Genomic DNA, 14,928 nt, shown 5'->3' on the forward strand with positions numbered 1-14,928 from the left:
ATGAGCATCCGGATTTCCGCTGCGCCAGCGCTCCGGTCACCGCGATGTTCAAGCGGCCGGTGAACGTACCTGAAAGTGCTGGCTGGCGTGCTACACGATCAATAGCTGCCAGCGCTCGTCCCGCAAGCGCTGGCGCCCGATTTTCCTCAAATCGCCTGCCGCAGCCGCAAGCCCGTCTTCTTCAGGATCGCGCTGGAGAACAGCACGTCGTGCGCCCTGCATGCCGGCCCCAGCAGGGCAGCGATGGCTTCGGCCTGCTCAAGCACTTCCTCGCGGGTATGCCCGTGCAGCATGGCGAACAGGTTGTAGCGCCACACGCCGGCTTTGCGCGGGCGGCGGTAGCAGTGGCTGACGGCGGGCTGGCTGCCGATGAGTTCGCCCAGGCGGTCCACCTGCTCATCCTGAACGTCCCACACGCTCATGCCGTTGGCGGCGTAGCCCAGGCGGTAGTGGTTGGGCACGGCGGCGATGCGGCGCACCACGCCGGCGGCCAGCAGCTCGGCCAGGCGCTCGCGCACCCGCGCGCCGCCGCAGCCGAGCAGGGCGGCGACGGTGTCGTAGGGGCGCGGCACCAGCGGCAGGCCGGCCTGCGTGGCGGCCATGAGCTGGCGGTCGAACTCGGTCAGCTTCAGCGGCGCGGCCTGCGGGCGGGGCTGCGCGGCGGTGTGGCGGGCCGGCGCCAGCAACGGCAGGTAGAGGCCGACGAAGTACTCGCGCTCCTTGGGGAAGGCGTGCACGGGCAGGCCGGTGAGGGCCTCGATCTGGTCGCAGGCGGCCCAGGCGGCCTCGGGTGTTTCGGCGGCGACGACGAACCACATGTTCAGCGCGTGCTCGCGCCGGTAGTTGTGCGCCACCTCGGGCAGGCTGTTGACCTGGGCGGTGACCTCGGCATAGTGCGCTTCGGGCGCCTGCAAGGCCGCCAGGATGAACTGGCCGCCCGCGCGCTCGATGTGGAACAGCGGGCCGAAGCGCGTCAGCACGCCTTCGCGCAGCAGGCGGCCGAGGCGGTCGATCAGCTGCGGCTCGGTGGCGTGCAGTTCGGCCGCCAGGTCGGCGAACGGGCGCTCGGTGAGCGGCACGCTGCGTTGCAGGCGGTCGATGAGGCGCGCGTCGTCCAGGTCGATGCCGGCCGGCAGGCGGGGGGCGGCGAGGGTTTCAGCGGGCATCGGCGGCCTGGTCCTGCGTCTGCGGCGCCTGGAAGTAGCGGGCGCCGGTCTGCTTGAAGCGGCGGCGGCTGAACAGCACCTCGCGCGGCAGCGCGCCGAGCCCGGCGCCGGCGATGGCGCCGTGCACCAGGGCCAGCGTGGCGTCGCGGCTGCGGCCGTGCACCATGCAGTAGAGGTTGTAGCGCCAGCCGGCGGCGCGCTCGCGGCGGTAGCACAGGGTGATGCCGGGCTGCACGGCCAGGCGCGCGCCCAGGGCGTCCACCACGTCGTCGGGGGCGTCGAACACGGTCATGGCGTTGGCGCTGAAGCCCAGCTCGTGGTGGCGCACCACCAGGCCGAGGCGGCGCAGCGTGCCGGCATCCAGCCAGGCCTGCAACTGGCGCTGCACGTCGCTGGCCGTGCAGCCCAGCCGGGTGGCCCAGGCGGCATAGGGCTCGGGCACCAGGGGCAGGCCGTCTTCCAGCAGGGCGGCCAGCGGCTGGTGCTCGGGCGCGACGCGCGGGGCGCGCTGCTGAAGCAGCGACTGCGCGCGGGCGGGCCGGTGCAGGTCGAACGCCAGGTCGATGCGGTAGGGCCGCAGCATCCTCATGTGCAGCACGGGCAGGCCGGTGGCATGCTCGATGCGGGCCAGCGCGGCGTGCAGCTGCCCGGCGCTGCCGCCGGTGAGCACGAACCACAGGTTCAACGCATGCTCGCGCTCGTAGTTGTGGTTGACGCCGGGCAGGGCGTTGACGTGCTCGGCCACCGCGTGCAGGCGATCGGGCGGCACGGCCATGGCGCACAGCAGCGCGGCGCCGCCCGCGCCCGGCGCCCACACGCCGCCCACGCGGCTGATGGCGCCGCGCGCCAGCAGCTGGCGGCAGAGCGCCACCACTTCGGTTTCTGTAGCTGCCAGCGCTTGTCCCACCTGCGCAAACGGCCGATTTGACAATGGAAATCCGCGCTGCCATTCGTTCAGCAGCCGCTCGGCCAGGGGCGCGTTGACGGGCCAGTCCATGGTCAGAATCCGGTCCGCGCGGCGCGCGAGGTGAAGAAGATGCCGCTGGGCGACTTGGCCGGCAGCACCGCCAGCGTGCGGAAGCTCTGCGTGTCGATCACCGAGACGTGGTGGCTGTCGCGCGCGCTGATCCACACGGCGTCGCCGCGCGGGGTGAACTCCATGTGCAGCACGGCCTTGCCGGGCTCCAGGCTGGCGGTGACGCGGCGCGTCTGCGTGTCGATGACCTGCACCACGTGGTAGTCGGGCACGGCGAAGTTGACCCACACCTGCCGCCCGTCGGGCCGCGCCATCACGAACACCGGCTGGCCGGCCACGGGGATGCGGGCGACCTCCTGCCAGGTGTCGGTGTCCACCACCAGCACCTCGTGGCGGCCGATGGCGGGCAGCCAGGCGTGCCGCCCCGCGACGGCCCAGCCGCGCAGGTGCGGCATCTTGAAGACGGGCAGGGGCTGCTCGCCACGGCCGTAGCCGGGCAGGATGCGCTCCACCTTGGGCTCGGCGGCCCACAGGTCGATCTTGGCCAGGCCGTCCTCGCCGAACAGGCCGGCGATGTAGTGGCGGCCGTCGGGCGTGACGAGGGCGTCGTAGGGCTGCTTGCCGATGTTCGTGAACTTGGTCAGCACCGGCCTGGCGGGGTTGGCCAGGTCGGCGATCCAGATCTGGCCGGCGTCGAACAGCGCATAGATGAAGCGGTTGCGCGGGATGTCGGCCAGGCCCACCACGCGCGAGGGCTGGCCGTCCACCACGGCGGGGATGTCGGCCAGCAGCGCCAGCGTGCGGGCGTCGAACACCTTGACGCCGCCGGGCTGGTAGTTCTGCGCCACCACCAGCGTGCCGTCGGTGGAGATGGCGCCGCCGATGCTGTTGCCGGCCTGCATGACGCGCTTGTCGATGGTGCCGGCGAGCAGGTTGACCTTGGTCAGCGCGCCGTCGCGCCCGAATACGTAGGCCGTGGCGCCGTCGCGCGCGTAGACGACGGAGGCGTGCGACAGGTCGCCCAGGCCCTCGACGGTTCCCAGGCGCGTGCGCGCGGAGGTGTCCACCACGCCGACGCTGCCGCTCTCGCGCTCGATCACCAGGCCCAGGTCGCCGCTGCCGCGGCCGGGCGGCGCCAGCCCGGCGGGCGCGGTGGCGCAGCCGGCCAGGGCGGCGGCCAGGGCCAGCGCGGCGGCGAGGCGGGGGAAGAAGGGTTTCATGGGTTCTCCAGCGGAAAGCCGGCGTGCAGCTGCCGGGCGATCCAGGCCGCGTCGGCCTCGCTCAGCAGGGTCTTCCAGCCCGGCATGGGGGTGCCTGGCCGGCCGTGGTAGATGACGGCCGCCAGGCTGTCCTGAGGGATGGCGCGCAGGGCGTCCCGCGTCAGCGCGGGACCCAGGCCGCCGGTGAGCCGGATGCCATGGCACGAGCCGCAGTCCTGCCGCACCATGCGCACCAACTCGGCCTGCCGCGCGGGCGCGGGCGTTTCGCCGGCCTGCGCCCAGGCCCTGCCGGCCGCCAGCAGCAGCGCGGCGAGAAGGGCGGGGCGACGGCGCATGGCGAGGGGGCGCGTTCAGGATTTCAGGATGAACTCGACCGCGCTCTTGAGGTCGGCATCGCTGATCTTGTCGGGCCCGTTGGGGGCCATGGGGACGGGGCCGTACACGCCCGAGCCGCCCTTGCGCACCTTCTCGATCAACTGGGCGGTGGCGTCCTGGCCCTTGTACTTGGCGGCGATGTCCTTGAAGGAGGGGCCGATCATCTTCTTGTCCTTGGCGTGGCAGGCCATGCAGCCCGCCTTGTTCATGGCCGCCTCGGGGTCGGCCAGCGCCGGCGTGGCGGCGAAGGCCAGCGCGGCAGCAAGAAAAGCAAGGTTCTTTTTCATCGTGGGTCTCCGGTAGTGATCAAGAGCAAGAGGCTGCGGAGCAAGCCATGCCAGCAGGGGCCGTGGCCGGGCTTGCACCGGCCACCGGCGCCGTCCCCCTGGGGGGAAGGCGCGAAGCGCCTCAGGGGGGATCAGTAAACGTCGTGCTGCGTGTTGTAGATGTTGAACTTGCCCGTCGGCGTGACCAGCTTCGGGTCCTTGATCGCCAGCTTGCAGGTGCGCGTCTTGTCATCCACCACGACGATGGCCGACGCCTTGTCCTTGGCGCTCCAGACGGAGAACCACACCTCGTCGCCCTTCTGGTTGTATTCGGGCTGCACCACGCGCTTGGCGCCGTCGTCCTTGAGCTGGGCGCAGGCGGCGATGTCGATCACCTGCGGCGGCTTGGAGAGGTCGCGGATGTCGAACACCGCCACACTCTGGCTGATCTTCGGATCGGGGTTGAGCGCGGTGTCCACCCACAGGTTGTTCGACTTCGGGTGCGTCTTGATGAACAGCGAGCCGCCGCCCTGGCCCTTGAGGCTCTGCACCACCTTCCAGGCGTTGGCCTTGTGCTTGGCCGGGTCGGTGCCGATGAGCGCGATGCTCTCGTCGCCCAGGCCCGAGGTGGCCCACACCGGCCCGAACTTCGGGTGCCTGAAGTTGGCGCCGCGGCCCGGGTGCGGGGTCTTGCCCACGTCCACCAGCGCGGCCATCTTGCTGGTCTTGGTATCGACCACGGCGATCTTGTCCGACGCGTTGGCGGCCGTGAGGAAGTAGCGCCGCGTGCTGTCGAAGCCGCCGTCGTGCAGGAACCTGGCCGCGCTCAGCTCGGTGATCTTCAGGTTCTCCAGGTCGGTGTAGTCGACCATCAGGATCTTGCCGGTCTCCTTGGCGTTGACCAGGAACTCGGGCTTCTGGTGGCTGGCCACGATGGCGGCCACGCGCGGCTCGGGGTGGAACTCGTTGTTCACGTCCATGCCGCGCGTGCCGACGACCTTGCGGGGTTTGAGCGTGTCGCCGTCCATCAGCACGAACTGGGGCGGCCAGTAGGTGCCGGCGATGGCGATCTTGTCCTCCCAGCCCTTGAACTTGCTGGTCTCCACGCTGCGCGCCTCCAGGCCCACCTTGATCTCGGCCACGTTGTCGGGCTTTTCCATCCACAGGTCGATCAGGTTCAGGCGCGCGTCGCGGCCGATCACGTACAGGTAGCGCCCCGAGGCCGAGGTGCGCGAGATGTGCACCGCGTAGCCGGTCTTGACGATGTTGATGATCTTCTTGGTGTCGCCGTCGATCAGTGCCACCTCGCCCGCGTCGCGCAGCGTGACGGAGAAGATGTTCTCGATGTTGTAGCTGTTCATCTTCTTCTTCGGGCGCTGGGCGACGGGCACGTACTCCTTGCGCGTCTTCTCCATGTCGGCCAGCGAGAACTCCGGCGGCTGAGGCGGGTCGTGCTGGATGTAGCGGGCCATCAGGTCCACCGTGGCCTCGTCGAAGTCGCCCGAGGTCAGCCAGTTGGGCATGCCGGCGGGCGAGCCGTAGCCGATGAAGACCTTCAGGTAATCGGTGCCCTTGGGCACGGTGAGGTCGGGCGTCAGCGCCTTGCCCGTGGCGCCCTTGCGCAGCACGCCGTGGCAGCCGGCGCAGCGCTCGAAATAGATCTGGCGCGCGCGGTCGAACTCGGCCTGCGTCATCGGCGGCGCCTTGGGGTTGCTGGTCTGGTGCATGGGCTCGGTGCCCAGCGGCGAGGCGGCGCCCATGTAGCTGCGCTCGACGCGCGATACGTCGGGCTTGGCCCCATCGGCGGCGGGGGCGGCCGGCTGCTGCGCCACGGCGGCGGCGCCGAGCAGCAAGGCGCAGAGCGCCATGGCCAGCGGCGACAGCCGCGGCTTCCTCGTCATGTGTTTCATCGTCGTTTCCTACTGTTCGAGGCGGCCTGGCATCTACCCATGCCTGGCGACGGCCGCTTTCGATCGCCTGGACCAGGCCATGGTGCAACCCGGCGCCGGCGCCGTCCTTGAACCAAATCAACCACGGGCGGCGCGGCCACTCGGAAGAGGTTGAGGAATGCCTTTAAAAAGACAGCTGCCAGCGCTTGTCCCACAGGGGTGGATTCAAGTCCAGGCGCTGCGGGCCATTTTTTTCCTCACACCCAGGGGCGCCTGACCAGATCCGCCACGCGGGCGGTTCTCGATGGCGAGAGGGGCTTCACTGGCGCTTGGCGCGCACAATCTGCCGTCCACGCACCCTCGCGCAGAGGGCGCTACGACCGAAGATTCCCCGCCATGTCCGCCATTGAAATCCCCTCGATGCTTCCTCTGGCCGAGCGCACGCCGCTGTCGCGCGGCCAGCGCCTGACGACGGGAGAGGCCGGCCACTGGGTGCAGTTCGAGGCGCCGGCCGCCTTCGACGCGGCGCTGAGGGCGGCGTTGAACTCAGCTTGGCGGCGTGCCTGCCGGCGGTCCCAGGCGATCTCAGGGCCAGGATGACCAGGCCCGCGCCCAGGCCGATGTGGCCGCACCAGGCCACCAGGCCCAGCGCCCAGCCCTTTGACGGCGATGGCGAGCGAGGCGACCAACGCCGCCCAGCCGCCGATGCGCAGCGCCCGCGTGCGGCCGGCGGCGAATTCGCGGCCGAACAGGGTCTGCTGGGGCCGGCCCATCGGCGGGCTGAATCTCGGCCTTGGCGCGCGCCACTTCGTCAAGGATGCGGCGCGCGTATTCCAGCATGGTTTTGCGCGGCGGCGTGAGCTGCATGCCGTGGCGTCCGCGCTCGAACAGCTCGGTGTCCAGGTCTTCCTCCAGCAGGCGCAACTGGCGCGACACCGCCGGCTGCACCAGGTTGAGAAAGGCCGAGGCGCGCGTGACGCCGCCCGTTTCGGCCACGGTGACGAAGGCGCGCAACTGCTTGAGATCCATGGAAGGATCGATGCCGAAAATTGATGATTCAATCAGGAAAATCTATTTTTTCGTGAATCCATCAAATATTACTATTGATCGAAACGTTCACCCCAAAGACTTCCATTCATGAGCGCTCTTTCAGCTCCCGACCAATACCAGGAAATCCGCGACGCCGTGCGCGGCCTGTGCCAGCAGTTCCCCGCCGAATACCACCGCAAGATCGACGAGGCGCGCGGCTATCCCGAGGAATTCGTCAACGCCCTCACCAAGGCCGGCTGGCTGGCCGCGCTGATTCCGCAGGAATACGGTGGCCCGGGCCTGTCGATGGCCGAGGCCTCGGTCATCATGGAGGAGATCAACCGCAGCGGCGGCAACTCCGGCGCCTGCCACGGTCAGATGTACGTGATGAACACCATCGTGTTCAGCGGCAGCGAGGCCCAGAAGCAGAAGTACCTGCCCAAGATCGCCGCCGGCGATCTGCGCGTGCAGTCGATGGGCGTGACCGAGCCCACCACGGGCAGCGACACCACCAAGCTCAAGACCACGGCGGTGAAGAAGGACGGCCGCTGGGTCGTCAACGGCCAGAAGGTCTGGATCAGCCGCGTGCAGCACAGCGACCTGCTGATCCTGCTGGCGCGCACCACGCCCGTGGACCAGGTGGCAAAGCGCAGCGACGGCCTGTCGTGCTTCATCGTCGAGCTGGACAAGGCTACGGCCAAGGGCCTCACCGTGCGCCCCATCCTGAACATGGTCAACCACGAGACCAACGAGCTGTTCTTCGACAACCTGGAGCTGCCCGAGGACGCGCTGCTGGGCACCGAAGGCAAGGGCCTGAAGGTGATCTTCGACGGCCTGAACGCCGAGCGCACGCTGATCGCCTCCGAGTGCATCGGCGACGGCTACTGGTTCGTGGAGAAGGCACGCGACTACGCCAACGAGCGCAAGGTCTTTGGCCGCCCGATCGGGCAGAACCAGGGCATCCAGTTCCCGCTGGCCGAGGCCTTCATCGAGCTGGAGGCGGCCAGCCTGATGCGCTGGCGCGCCTGCGAGAAGATCGACGCGCGCCAGAACGCCGGCACCGAGGCCAACATGGCCAAGTACCTGGCCGCCAAGGCGAGCTGGGAGGCCGCCAACGCCTGCCTGCAGACGCACGGCGGCTTCGGCTTCGCCTGCGAATACGACATCGAGCGCAAGTTCCGCGAGACGCGGCTGTACCAGGTGGCGCCGATCTCCACCAACATGATTCTGAGCCACGTCGCCCAGCACACGCTGGGCCTGCCGCGTTCGTTCTGATTGGGCCGGTTCAGGCCGCCTTGCAGTAGTCGCTATTTAAAAGAGAGCTTCCAGCGTATGCTGCATGGGCGCTGGAGGCCGATTTCACTCATGAATCAATGGAGACGACGCGCCATGCACCAGGACGGCACCGCCACTTACGATGCCTGGGTGGGCCGCACCGAGGAAAGCGCCGACCAGATCACTTCCACGCCCATCCGCCTGATGCAGGCCACGCTGGACACGGCCAGCCCGGCCGCGCTGCCGCCGCACCTGCCGCCGCTGTGGCATTGGCTGTACTTTCTGCCGGGCGAGCGCCAATCCAGCATCGGCCCGGACGGACACCCCAGGCGCGGCGGTTTCCTGCCGCCTGTCAGCCTGCCCAGGCGCATGTGGGCGGGCAGCCGCCTGCAGTTCGTGCAACCGCTGGCCGTGGGCGAGGCGGTGCGGCGCGTGTCGCTGATCAAGAGTGTCAATGTCAAGGATGGCCGCAGCGGCAAGCTGGTGTTCGTGACGGTGCGGCACGAAGTGTCGGGCGCGCAGGGCGTCGCCATCCACGAGGAGCAGGACATCGTCTACCGCGACCCGCCCGCTCCCGGCGCGCCCGCGCCGCAGCCCGCCGCCGCGCCCACCGACGAGCAGTTCGGCCGCACCGTCGCACCCGACCCCGTGCTGCTGATGCGCTATTCGGCGCTCACTTTCAACGGCCACCGCATCCACTACGACCGGCCTTACGCCATGCAGGAGGAGGGCTACCCCGGCCTGGTGGTGCACGGCCCGCTGATCGCCACGCTGCTCTTGGAAGAGCTGCGCCGCACGCATCCGGACAGGACCATCCGCGGCTTCGAGTTCAAGGCCATGAGCCCCTTGTTCGACACTGCGTCGTTCAGCGTCAACGGCAAGGTCGAGGGCGGCAGGGCCAGCCTGTGGGCGAGCGGCCCGCAGGGCCAGCTCGCCATGCAGGCCAGCGCCGAGATCGAATAAGGAGGCCATTCATGTCCGAGTTTCGCCAGGGCCCGCTGCACGGCATGACCGTCGTCACGCTGGAGCACGCCATCGCCGCGCCGTTCTGCACGCGCCAGCTCGCCGACCTGGGCGCGCGCGTCATCAAGGTGGAGCGCCCCGGCGTGGGCGACTTCGCCCGCGCCTACGACCACCGCACGCGCGGCCTGGCGTCGCATTTCGTGTGGACGAACCGCTCCAAGGAAAGCCTGACGCTCGACCTGAAGCAGCCGCAGGCGCAGCAACTGCTGGGTGAGCTGCTGGCCGGCGCCGACGTGCTGGTGCAGAACCTCGCGCCCGGCGCAGCCGCGCGCATGGGCCTGTCGTTCGAGGCGCTGCACGAGCAGTATCCCAAGCTGATCGTCTGCGACATCAGCGGCTACGGCGCCGACGGCCCCTACCGCGACAAGAAGGCCTACGACCTGCTGATCCAGAGCGAGGCGGCCTTCCTGTCGATTACCGGCACCCGGGACGAGCCCAGCAAGGCCGGCATCTCGATCGCCGACATCGCGGCGGGCATGTACGCCTACACCGGCATCCTGAGCGCGCTGCTGCAACGCAACCTCACGGGCGAGGGCTCGCACGTCGAAGTCTCCATGCTCGAAGCGCTGGGCGAGTGGATGGGGTTCCCGATGTACTACGCCTACGACGGCCAGGAACCTCCCGGGCGCAACGGCGCCGCGCACGCCACCATCTACCCCTATGGGCCCTTCGCCGCGGGCGACGGCAAGGTCGTCATGCTGGGCCTGCAGAACGAGCGCGAGTGGAAGCTGTTCTGCGACAAGGTCCTGCTCTGCCCCGAACTGGCCACCGACCCGCGCTTCGACGCCAACGTGCGCCGCGTGGAGAACCGCGCGGCCCTGAAGGCCGTCATCGAGCAGACCTTTGCTCCTCTCACGGCGCAGGAGGTGGTCGCGCGCCTCGACGAGGCGCAGATCGCCAACGCCGCCGTCAACCAGGTGGGCGATCTGTGGACGCACCCGCAGCTGCATGCGCGCCGGCGCTTTCGCCCCATTGGCTCACCGGCGGGTGAATTGCAGTCGCTGCTGCCGCCCGCCACGGTGGGCAGCTTCGATCCCCGCATGGACCCGGTGCCCGCGCTGGGCGGGCACAGCGCGGCGATCCTGAGCGAGCTGGGGCGCAGCGAGTCCGACATTGAGCAGCTGCGCGCTGCCGGGGTGATCTGAGCCATGAATGCCGAATCCCCGCGCGCCGCGCGTGGGCCTGCCCTGGCACGCCGCCGATCTCGCGCCGCTGCGTGACTGGGCAGGACGTGGCCGCGGCGTGTGTCCCGAGCCCGAGGAACCCGCCGCGCCCGGCTGCCCGCGCCTTCGGCGGCAAGCTGTGCATCCACCTCGCCCAGGTGGCGCGCGTGCTCGAAGAAGCGGCCCGGCGCGGCGGCGAGGTGCTCAGCCTCGACGGCCGGATGGTCGATCTGCCCCATGATCCGCGCGGCCGGGGCGATCGCCGCGATTATGCAAGAATGATAGCAGCCAGCGCTTGCTCCATAAGCTTTTGAGGCCGATAGGGCGCTGAATCCGGGGCCTCGGATCGCGCGGGCCGGCGCCGGCCTAGACCGGCAGCCTCACATCGGCCTTGACTTCCTTGAGCACGATGGACGAGCGCACGTGCGTGATGCCCGGCAGCCGGAACAGCGTGGCGTGCAGGAAGCGCTCGTAGGCGGCGATGTCGGCCACCATCACGGTGAGGATGTAGTCCGCCTGGCCGGTGGTGGACAGGCAGCGCACGATCTCCGGCGTGGCGGCGACGGCGCGCTCGAACTCGCGCACCAGCGCCTCGCTGTGCAGGCTGAGGTTGGCCTCCACCACCACCAGCAGCCCCAGGCCGACCCGGGCGCGGTCCACCAGCGCGCTGTAGCCGGTGATGACGCCGGCGCGCTCCATGGCCTTGATGCGCTTCCAGCACGGCGTGCTCGACAGGCCCACCCGCTCGGCGATCTGCTGCACCGTCTGGCGCGCGTCGCGCTGCAACTCGCGCAGGATGCGCAGGCTGGCGGGGTCGAGTTGGAAATTCTCGTCCATAAGAGATTTGGAGAAAAATTTTCCCATCCTAAGGCGTTTCGGATGGGAATGAGCGGATTTCTTCCGCCCCACCGGCCTAAGATCGGTGCGGGCCGCCCCACGAGGCCCTGCAGGAGACGACGATGAGCGACGCCGCGCTGAAGCGCCCCGACTACCGGCTTTCGGACAACCTCTGGGCCCCCCACGGCCAGGTATTCCTGACCGGCACCCAGGCCCTGGTGCGCCTGATGCTGATGCAGCGCCAGCGCGACGCGGCGGCGGGCCTGGCCACCCAGGGCTTCGTCAGCGGCTACCGCGGCTCGCCGCTGGGCATGCTGGACCAGGCGATCTGGAAGGCCGGCCCGCAGTGGAAGGACGCCGGCCTGCGCTTCGTGCCCGCCATCAACGAGGAACTGGGCGCCACCCAGGTGCTGGGCACCCAGCGCGTGGAGAGCGACCCCGAGAAGACCGCCCGCGCCGTGTTCGCGATGTGGTACGGCAAGGGCCCCGGCGTGGACCGCGCGGGCGACGCCATCAAGCACGGCAACGCCTACGGCTCGTCTCCGCACGGCGGCGTGCTGGTGGTGGCGGGCGACGACCACGGCTGCGTCAGCTCGTCCATGCCGCACCAGAGCGACCAGCTGCTGCAAGCCTTCCACATGCCCATCGTGGCGCCGGCCAGCGTGGCCGAGATCCTGGAGTTCGGCCTGTACGGCTGGCAGCTGTCGCGCTACAGCGGCAACTGGGTGGGCATGACGGCGCTGTCGGAAGTGGTGGAAAGCGGCGCCACGGTGGATTTGGACCTGATCCACCGGCGCGTGGCCGCCTGGCACGACGCCTCCGCCGTGCGCGCCGCCACCGGCCACCAGCCGCCGCCTGATGGGCTGCACTACCGCTGGCCCGACTTGCCGTCGCTACAGATCGAGGAGCGCCTGGCGCACAAGCTGCAAGCGGTGGCGGCCTTTTCACGCGTCAATTCCATCGACCGCCACGTGATCGAATCGCCTCGCGCCACCGTGGGCATCGTCACCTGCGGCAAGGCGCATGACGACCTGATGGAAGTGCTGCGCCGGCTGGAGATCCCGCCCGCCTTGCTGGCCGAGGCGGGCGTGCGCCTGTACAAGGTGGGGCTGTCGTTCCCCATCGAGACCACGCGCATGGCGGCCTTCGCGCAGGGCCTGAAGGAAATCCTGGTCATCGAGGAGAAGGGCGCGGTGGTCGAGACGCAGCTGCGCGAGCTGTTCTACAACGCCCCGGCCGGCGCGCGCCCTGCCATCCTGGGCAAGCGCGATGCGGCCGGGCGCCCGCTGGTCTCGGCGCTGGGCGAGCTGCGCCCCTCGCGCCTGATCGAGCTCACGGCGGACTGGCTGATCCGCCATTTCCCCGACCGCTTCGCCGACCGGCGCGCGCACGTGCGCGACTTCACGCCGCCCGAACTGCTCTCCAACGACGCCGACACCGTCAAGCGCCTGCCGTACTTCTGCGCCGGCTGCCCGCACAACACGTCCACCAAGGTGCCCGAGGGCTCGACGGCGCGCGCCGGCATCGGCTGCCACTTCATGGCCAACTGGATGGACCGCGACACGGCCGGCCTGATCCAGATGGGCGGCGAGGGCGTGGACTGGATATCGCACGCCCTGTTCACCCGCAAGCCCCACGTGTTCCAGAACCTGGGCGACGGCACCTACTACCACTCGGGCTACCTCGCCATCCGGCAGGCGGTGGCGGCGCGGGCGCGCATCACCTACAAGATCCTGTTCAACGATGCGGTGGCGATGACCGGCGGCCAGCCGGTGGACGGCATCATCAGCGTGGACGCCATCGCCCGCCAGGTGGAGAGCGAGGGCGTGAAGCAGGTGGTGGTGCTGTCCGACGACATCGGCAAGTACGCCGCCATCAAAGGCCGCTTCCCGGCCGGCACCGCCTTCCACGACCGCGCCGAGCTGGACCGCGTGCAGCGCGAGCTGCGCGAGGTCGAAGGCGTCACCGTGCTCATCTACGAGCAGACCTGCGCCGCCGAGAAGCGCCGCCGCCGCAAGAAGGGTGAGCTGGTGGACCCGGACCGGCGCCTCTTCATCAACGAAGCCGTGTGCGAAGGCTGCGGCGACTGCGGCGTGCAGAGCAACTGCGTGGCCGTGCTGCCGCACGAGACGGCGCTGGGCCGCAAGCGCCGCATCGACCAGACCGCGTGCAACAAGGACTATTCCTGCGCCAAGGGCTTCTGCCCCAGCTTCGTCAGCGTGCGTGGCGGCAAATTGCGCAAGAAGGCCGGCGCGCTGGCCGGCGGCGCCGACGACGCCTTCCAGCGTCTGGTCGCCGGCCTGCCGCAGCCCGCGCCGCACGTGTGGGCGGGGCCTTACGACCTGCTGGTCACCGGTGTCGGCGGCACCGGCGTGGTGACGGTGGGCGCCGTCATCGCCATGGCCGCGCACCTGGAGGGCAAGGCTGCCTCCGTGCTCGACTTCATGGGCTTCGCGCAGAAGGGCGGGGCGGTGCTCTCGTTCGTGCGCCTGGCCGACGTGCCCGAGCGGCTGAACCAGGTGCGCATCGACACCCAGCAGGCCGACGCCGTGCTGGCCTGCGACGCCGTGGTCGCCGCCCAGCCCGAGGCGCTGGGCACCGTGCGCCACGGCCGCACGCGCATCCTCGCCAACGTGCACGAGACGCCGGTGGCCGAGTCGCTGAAGAACCCCGACGCCAGCCTGAAGACCGGGCTGCTGCTGGCCAAGCTGCGCTTCGCCGCTGGCGACGAGCGCGTCGAGACCTTCGACGCCCAGGCGCTGGCCGAGGACTTCCTGGGCGACACCGTCACCGCCAACGTGCTGGCGATGGGCTACGCCTGGCAGCGCGGTCTGGTGCCCGTGGGCCTGGCGGCGATCGAGCGCGCCATCGCGCTGAACGGCGTCGCCGTGGACGCCAACCGCCTGGCCTTCTCGCTCGGCCGCCTGGCCGCCTTTGATCCCGGCGCCTGCGAGTCGCTGCTGGGCGCGCCCGCCGACGCGGCGCCCGCGCGCGAGTCGCTGGACGCGCTCGTCGCCCACGGCATGAGCCACCTCACCGCCTACCAGAACGCCGCCTGGGGCCTGCGCTACGCCGCCCTGGTGCGCGAGGCCCACGCGCGCGAGCAGCAGGTGGCGCCGGGCAGCGAGCGCTTCGCGCGCGCCGTCGCCGCGAGCCTGCGCAAGCTGATGAGCTACAAGGACGAATACGAGGTGGCGCGCCTGTACACCGATGGCAGCTTCCGGGCCGCGCTGGCGCACCAGTTCGAGGGCGAGCTGAAGCTGCAATTCCACATGGCCCCGCCGCTCTGGTCACGCCCCCGGGGCGGTGAGCCGCCCCGCAAGGTCACGCTGGGTGCCTGGATGCTGCCCTTGATGCGCCTGCTCGCCAAAGGCAAGGCGCTGCGCGGCGGCGCGCTGGACCTGTTCGGCCGCACCGACGAGCGCCGCATGGAGCGCGCCTTGATCGCGCAGTACGAAGCCCGCGTGCGTGAACTGCTGCCGCAGCTCACGGCCGGCAACCTGACCCTGGCCGCCGACATCGCCGCCGTGCCCATGAGCATGCGCGGCTTCGGCCACGTCAAGCTCGGCACCGTCGCGCTGGCCCGCGCGCGCGAGGCCGAGCTGCTGCACCGCCTCGATCCGGCGCGCTACCCCGCGCCGCCGGCCCAGCCGAGGGCGGGGCAGCTGCGCGGCATTCCCGTCGTGGCATCGATGTGAGCCGTTTGCTT

General features: G+C 70.0%; 12 protein-coding genes and 3 pseudogenes. 5 read left to right on the forward strand and 10 right to left on the reverse strand.

Translation table 11 applies throughout. The features are described from left to right. Window positions 1-146: 146 nt before the first annotated feature. The 7 genes and pseudogenes from QM772_RS18785 to QM772_RS18815 all read right to left on the reverse strand — a co-directional run bounded on the left by QM772_RS18785 (window position 147) and on the right by QM772_RS18815 (window position 5,904). Complete coding sequence (locus QM772_RS18785) at window positions 147-632, reverse strand: Lrp/AsnC family transcriptional regulator (RefSeq protein WP_415139652.1); 486 nt, start codon at window positions 630-632, stop codon at window positions 147-149. 135 nt (window positions 633-767) lie between these two features. Further along, window positions 768-1,166 (reverse strand): annotated as a pseudogene (locus QM772_RS18790) (Lrp/AsnC family transcriptional regulator); the annotation flags it as partial. Beyond that, window positions 1,156-2,163, reverse strand: coding sequence for an Lrp/AsnC family transcriptional regulator (locus tag QM772_RS18795; RefSeq protein WP_415139224.1), 1,008 nt, complete (start codon window positions 2,161-2,163; stop codon window positions 1,156-1,158). The pseudogene QM772_RS18790 and the gene QM772_RS18795, both read right to left, overlap by 11 nt. Before the next feature lie 2 nt (window positions 2,164-2,165). After that, a complete protein-coding gene (locus tag QM772_RS18800; protein WP_415139226.1) occupies window positions 2,166-3,362 on the reverse strand; it encodes a cytochrome D1 domain-containing protein in 1,197 nt (398 codons plus the stop codon). After that, window positions 3,359-3,697: a c-type cytochrome gene (locus tag QM772_RS18805; protein ID WP_415139228.1), complete on the reverse strand. Its 339-nt coding sequence runs from the start codon at window positions 3,695-3,697 to the stop codon at window positions 3,359-3,361. The genes QM772_RS18800 and QM772_RS18805 overlap by 4 nt, the downstream gene beginning before the upstream one ends. Window positions 3,698-3,712: 15 nt before the next feature. Next, window positions 3,713-4,024 carry a c-type cytochrome gene (locus QM772_RS18810; RefSeq protein WP_415139230.1) on the reverse strand — a complete coding sequence of 104 codons (312 nt, stop codon included), beginning with the start codon at window positions 4,022-4,024 and terminating at the stop codon, window positions 3,713-3,715. Window positions 4,025-4,155: 131 nt separating this feature from the next. Further along, window positions 4,156-5,904, reverse strand: a complete 1,749-nt coding sequence (locus QM772_RS18815; protein ID WP_415139232.1) for a cytochrome D1 domain-containing protein — start codon at window positions 5,902-5,904, stop codon at window positions 4,156-4,158. Between the two features lie 384 nt (window positions 5,905-6,288). Here QM772_RS18815 and QM772_RS18820 point away from each other — a divergent pair, with 384 nt between their 5' ends. Next, the gene (locus QM772_RS18820) at window positions 6,289-6,492 is read left to right on the forward strand and encodes a hypothetical protein (RefSeq protein ID WP_415139677.1); all 204 of its coding nucleotides are present in this window, start codon (window positions 6,289-6,291) and stop codon (window positions 6,490-6,492) included. Between the two features lie 95 nt (window positions 6,493-6,587). Here the strand turns inward: QM772_RS18820 and QM772_RS18825 are convergent. Both QM772_RS18825 and QM772_RS18830 read right to left on the reverse strand, forming a co-directional pair. Next, window positions 6,588-6,665: pseudogene (locus QM772_RS18825) on the reverse strand (DUF3325 domain-containing protein); the annotation flags it as partial. Next, a pseudogene (locus tag QM772_RS18830) lies at window positions 6,658-6,921 on the reverse strand (LysR family transcriptional regulator); the annotation flags it as partial. The pseudogenes QM772_RS18830 and QM772_RS18825, both read right to left, overlap by 8 nt. Window positions 6,922-7,029: 108 nt before the next feature. Here QM772_RS18830 and QM772_RS18835 point away from each other — a divergent pair. The 3 genes from QM772_RS18835 to QM772_RS18845 all read left to right on the forward strand — a co-directional run bounded on the left by QM772_RS18835 (window position 7,030) and on the right by QM772_RS18845 (window position 10,364). After that, a complete protein-coding gene (locus tag QM772_RS18835) occupies window positions 7,030-8,196 on the forward strand; it encodes an acyl-CoA dehydrogenase family protein (RefSeq protein WP_415139234.1) in 1,167 nt (388 codons plus the stop codon). Window positions 8,197-8,310: 114 nt separating this feature from the next. Further along, window positions 8,311-9,159 carry a MaoC family dehydratase N-terminal domain-containing protein gene (locus tag QM772_RS18840; RefSeq protein ID WP_415139236.1) on the forward strand — a complete coding sequence of 283 codons (849 nt, stop codon included), beginning with the start codon at window positions 8,311-8,313 and terminating at the stop codon, window positions 9,157-9,159. An 11-nt stretch (window positions 9,160-9,170) separates the two neighbouring features. Continuing rightward, entirely contained in the window at window positions 9,171-10,364 is a 1,194-nt protein-coding gene (locus tag QM772_RS18845; protein WP_415139238.1) for a CaiB/BaiF CoA transferase family protein, read from the forward strand. Window positions 10,365-10,748: 384 nt separating this feature from the next. Here QM772_RS18845 and QM772_RS18850 read toward each other — a convergent pair whose 3' ends face one another. Beyond that, window positions 10,749-11,219 (reverse strand): Lrp/AsnC family transcriptional regulator, encoded by a 471-nt coding sequence (locus QM772_RS18850; protein WP_415139240.1) that lies wholly within the window; start codon window positions 11,217-11,219, stop codon window positions 10,749-10,751. Between the two features lie 122 nt (window positions 11,220-11,341). Here QM772_RS18850 and QM772_RS18855 point away from each other — a divergent pair, with 122 nt between their 5' ends. Then, window positions 11,342-14,917: an indolepyruvate ferredoxin oxidoreductase family protein gene (locus tag QM772_RS18855; RefSeq protein WP_415139242.1), complete on the forward strand. Its 3,576-nt coding sequence runs from the start codon at window positions 11,342-11,344 to the stop codon at window positions 14,915-14,917. Window positions 14,918-14,928: the final 11 nt, after the last annotated feature.

This window comes from Ottowia sp., assembly GCF_047601385.1.
In the GTDB taxonomy this organism is placed as follows: domain Bacteria; phylum Pseudomonadota; class Gammaproteobacteria; order Burkholderiales; family Burkholderiaceae_C; genus Ottowia.

Coding starts and splice junctions, on each gene's coding strand:
- QM772_RS18850 (WP_415139240.1), bottom strand. CDS start 11,219: ATGGACGAGAATTTCCAACTCGACCCCGCCAGCCTGCGCATCCTGCGC.
- QM772_RS18820 (WP_415139677.1), top strand. CDS start 6,289: ATGTCCGCCATTGAAATCCCCTCGATGCTTCCTCTGGCCGAGCGCACG.
- QM772_RS18800 (WP_415139226.1), bottom strand. CDS start 3,362: ATGAAACCCTTCTTCCCCCGCCTCGCCGCCGCGCTGGCCCTGGCCGCC.
- QM772_RS18795 (WP_415139224.1), bottom strand. CDS start 2,163: ATGGACTGGCCCGTCAACGCGCCCCTGGCCGAGCGGCTGCTGAACGAA.
- QM772_RS18840 (WP_415139236.1), top strand. CDS start 8,311: ATGCACCAGGACGGCACCGCCACTTACGATGCCTGGGTGGGCCGCACC.
- QM772_RS18815 (WP_415139232.1), bottom strand. CDS start 5,904: ATGACGAGGAAGCCGCGGCTGTCGCCGCTGGCCATGGCGCTCTGCGCC.
- QM772_RS18810 (WP_415139230.1), bottom strand. CDS start 4,024: ATGAAAAAGAACCTTGCTTTTCTTGCTGCCGCGCTGGCCTTCGCCGCC.
- QM772_RS18855 (WP_415139242.1), top strand. CDS start 11,342: ATGAGCGACGCCGCGCTGAAGCGCCCCGACTACCGGCTTTCGGACAAC.
- QM772_RS18835 (WP_415139234.1), top strand. CDS start 7,030: ATGAGCGCTCTTTCAGCTCCCGACCAATACCAGGAAATCCGCGACGCC.
- QM772_RS18805 (WP_415139228.1), bottom strand. CDS start 3,697: ATGCGCCGTCGCCCCGCCCTTCTCGCCGCGCTGCTGCTGGCGGCCGGC.
- QM772_RS18845 (WP_415139238.1), top strand. CDS start 9,171: ATGTCCGAGTTTCGCCAGGGCCCGCTGCACGGCATGACCGTCGTCACG.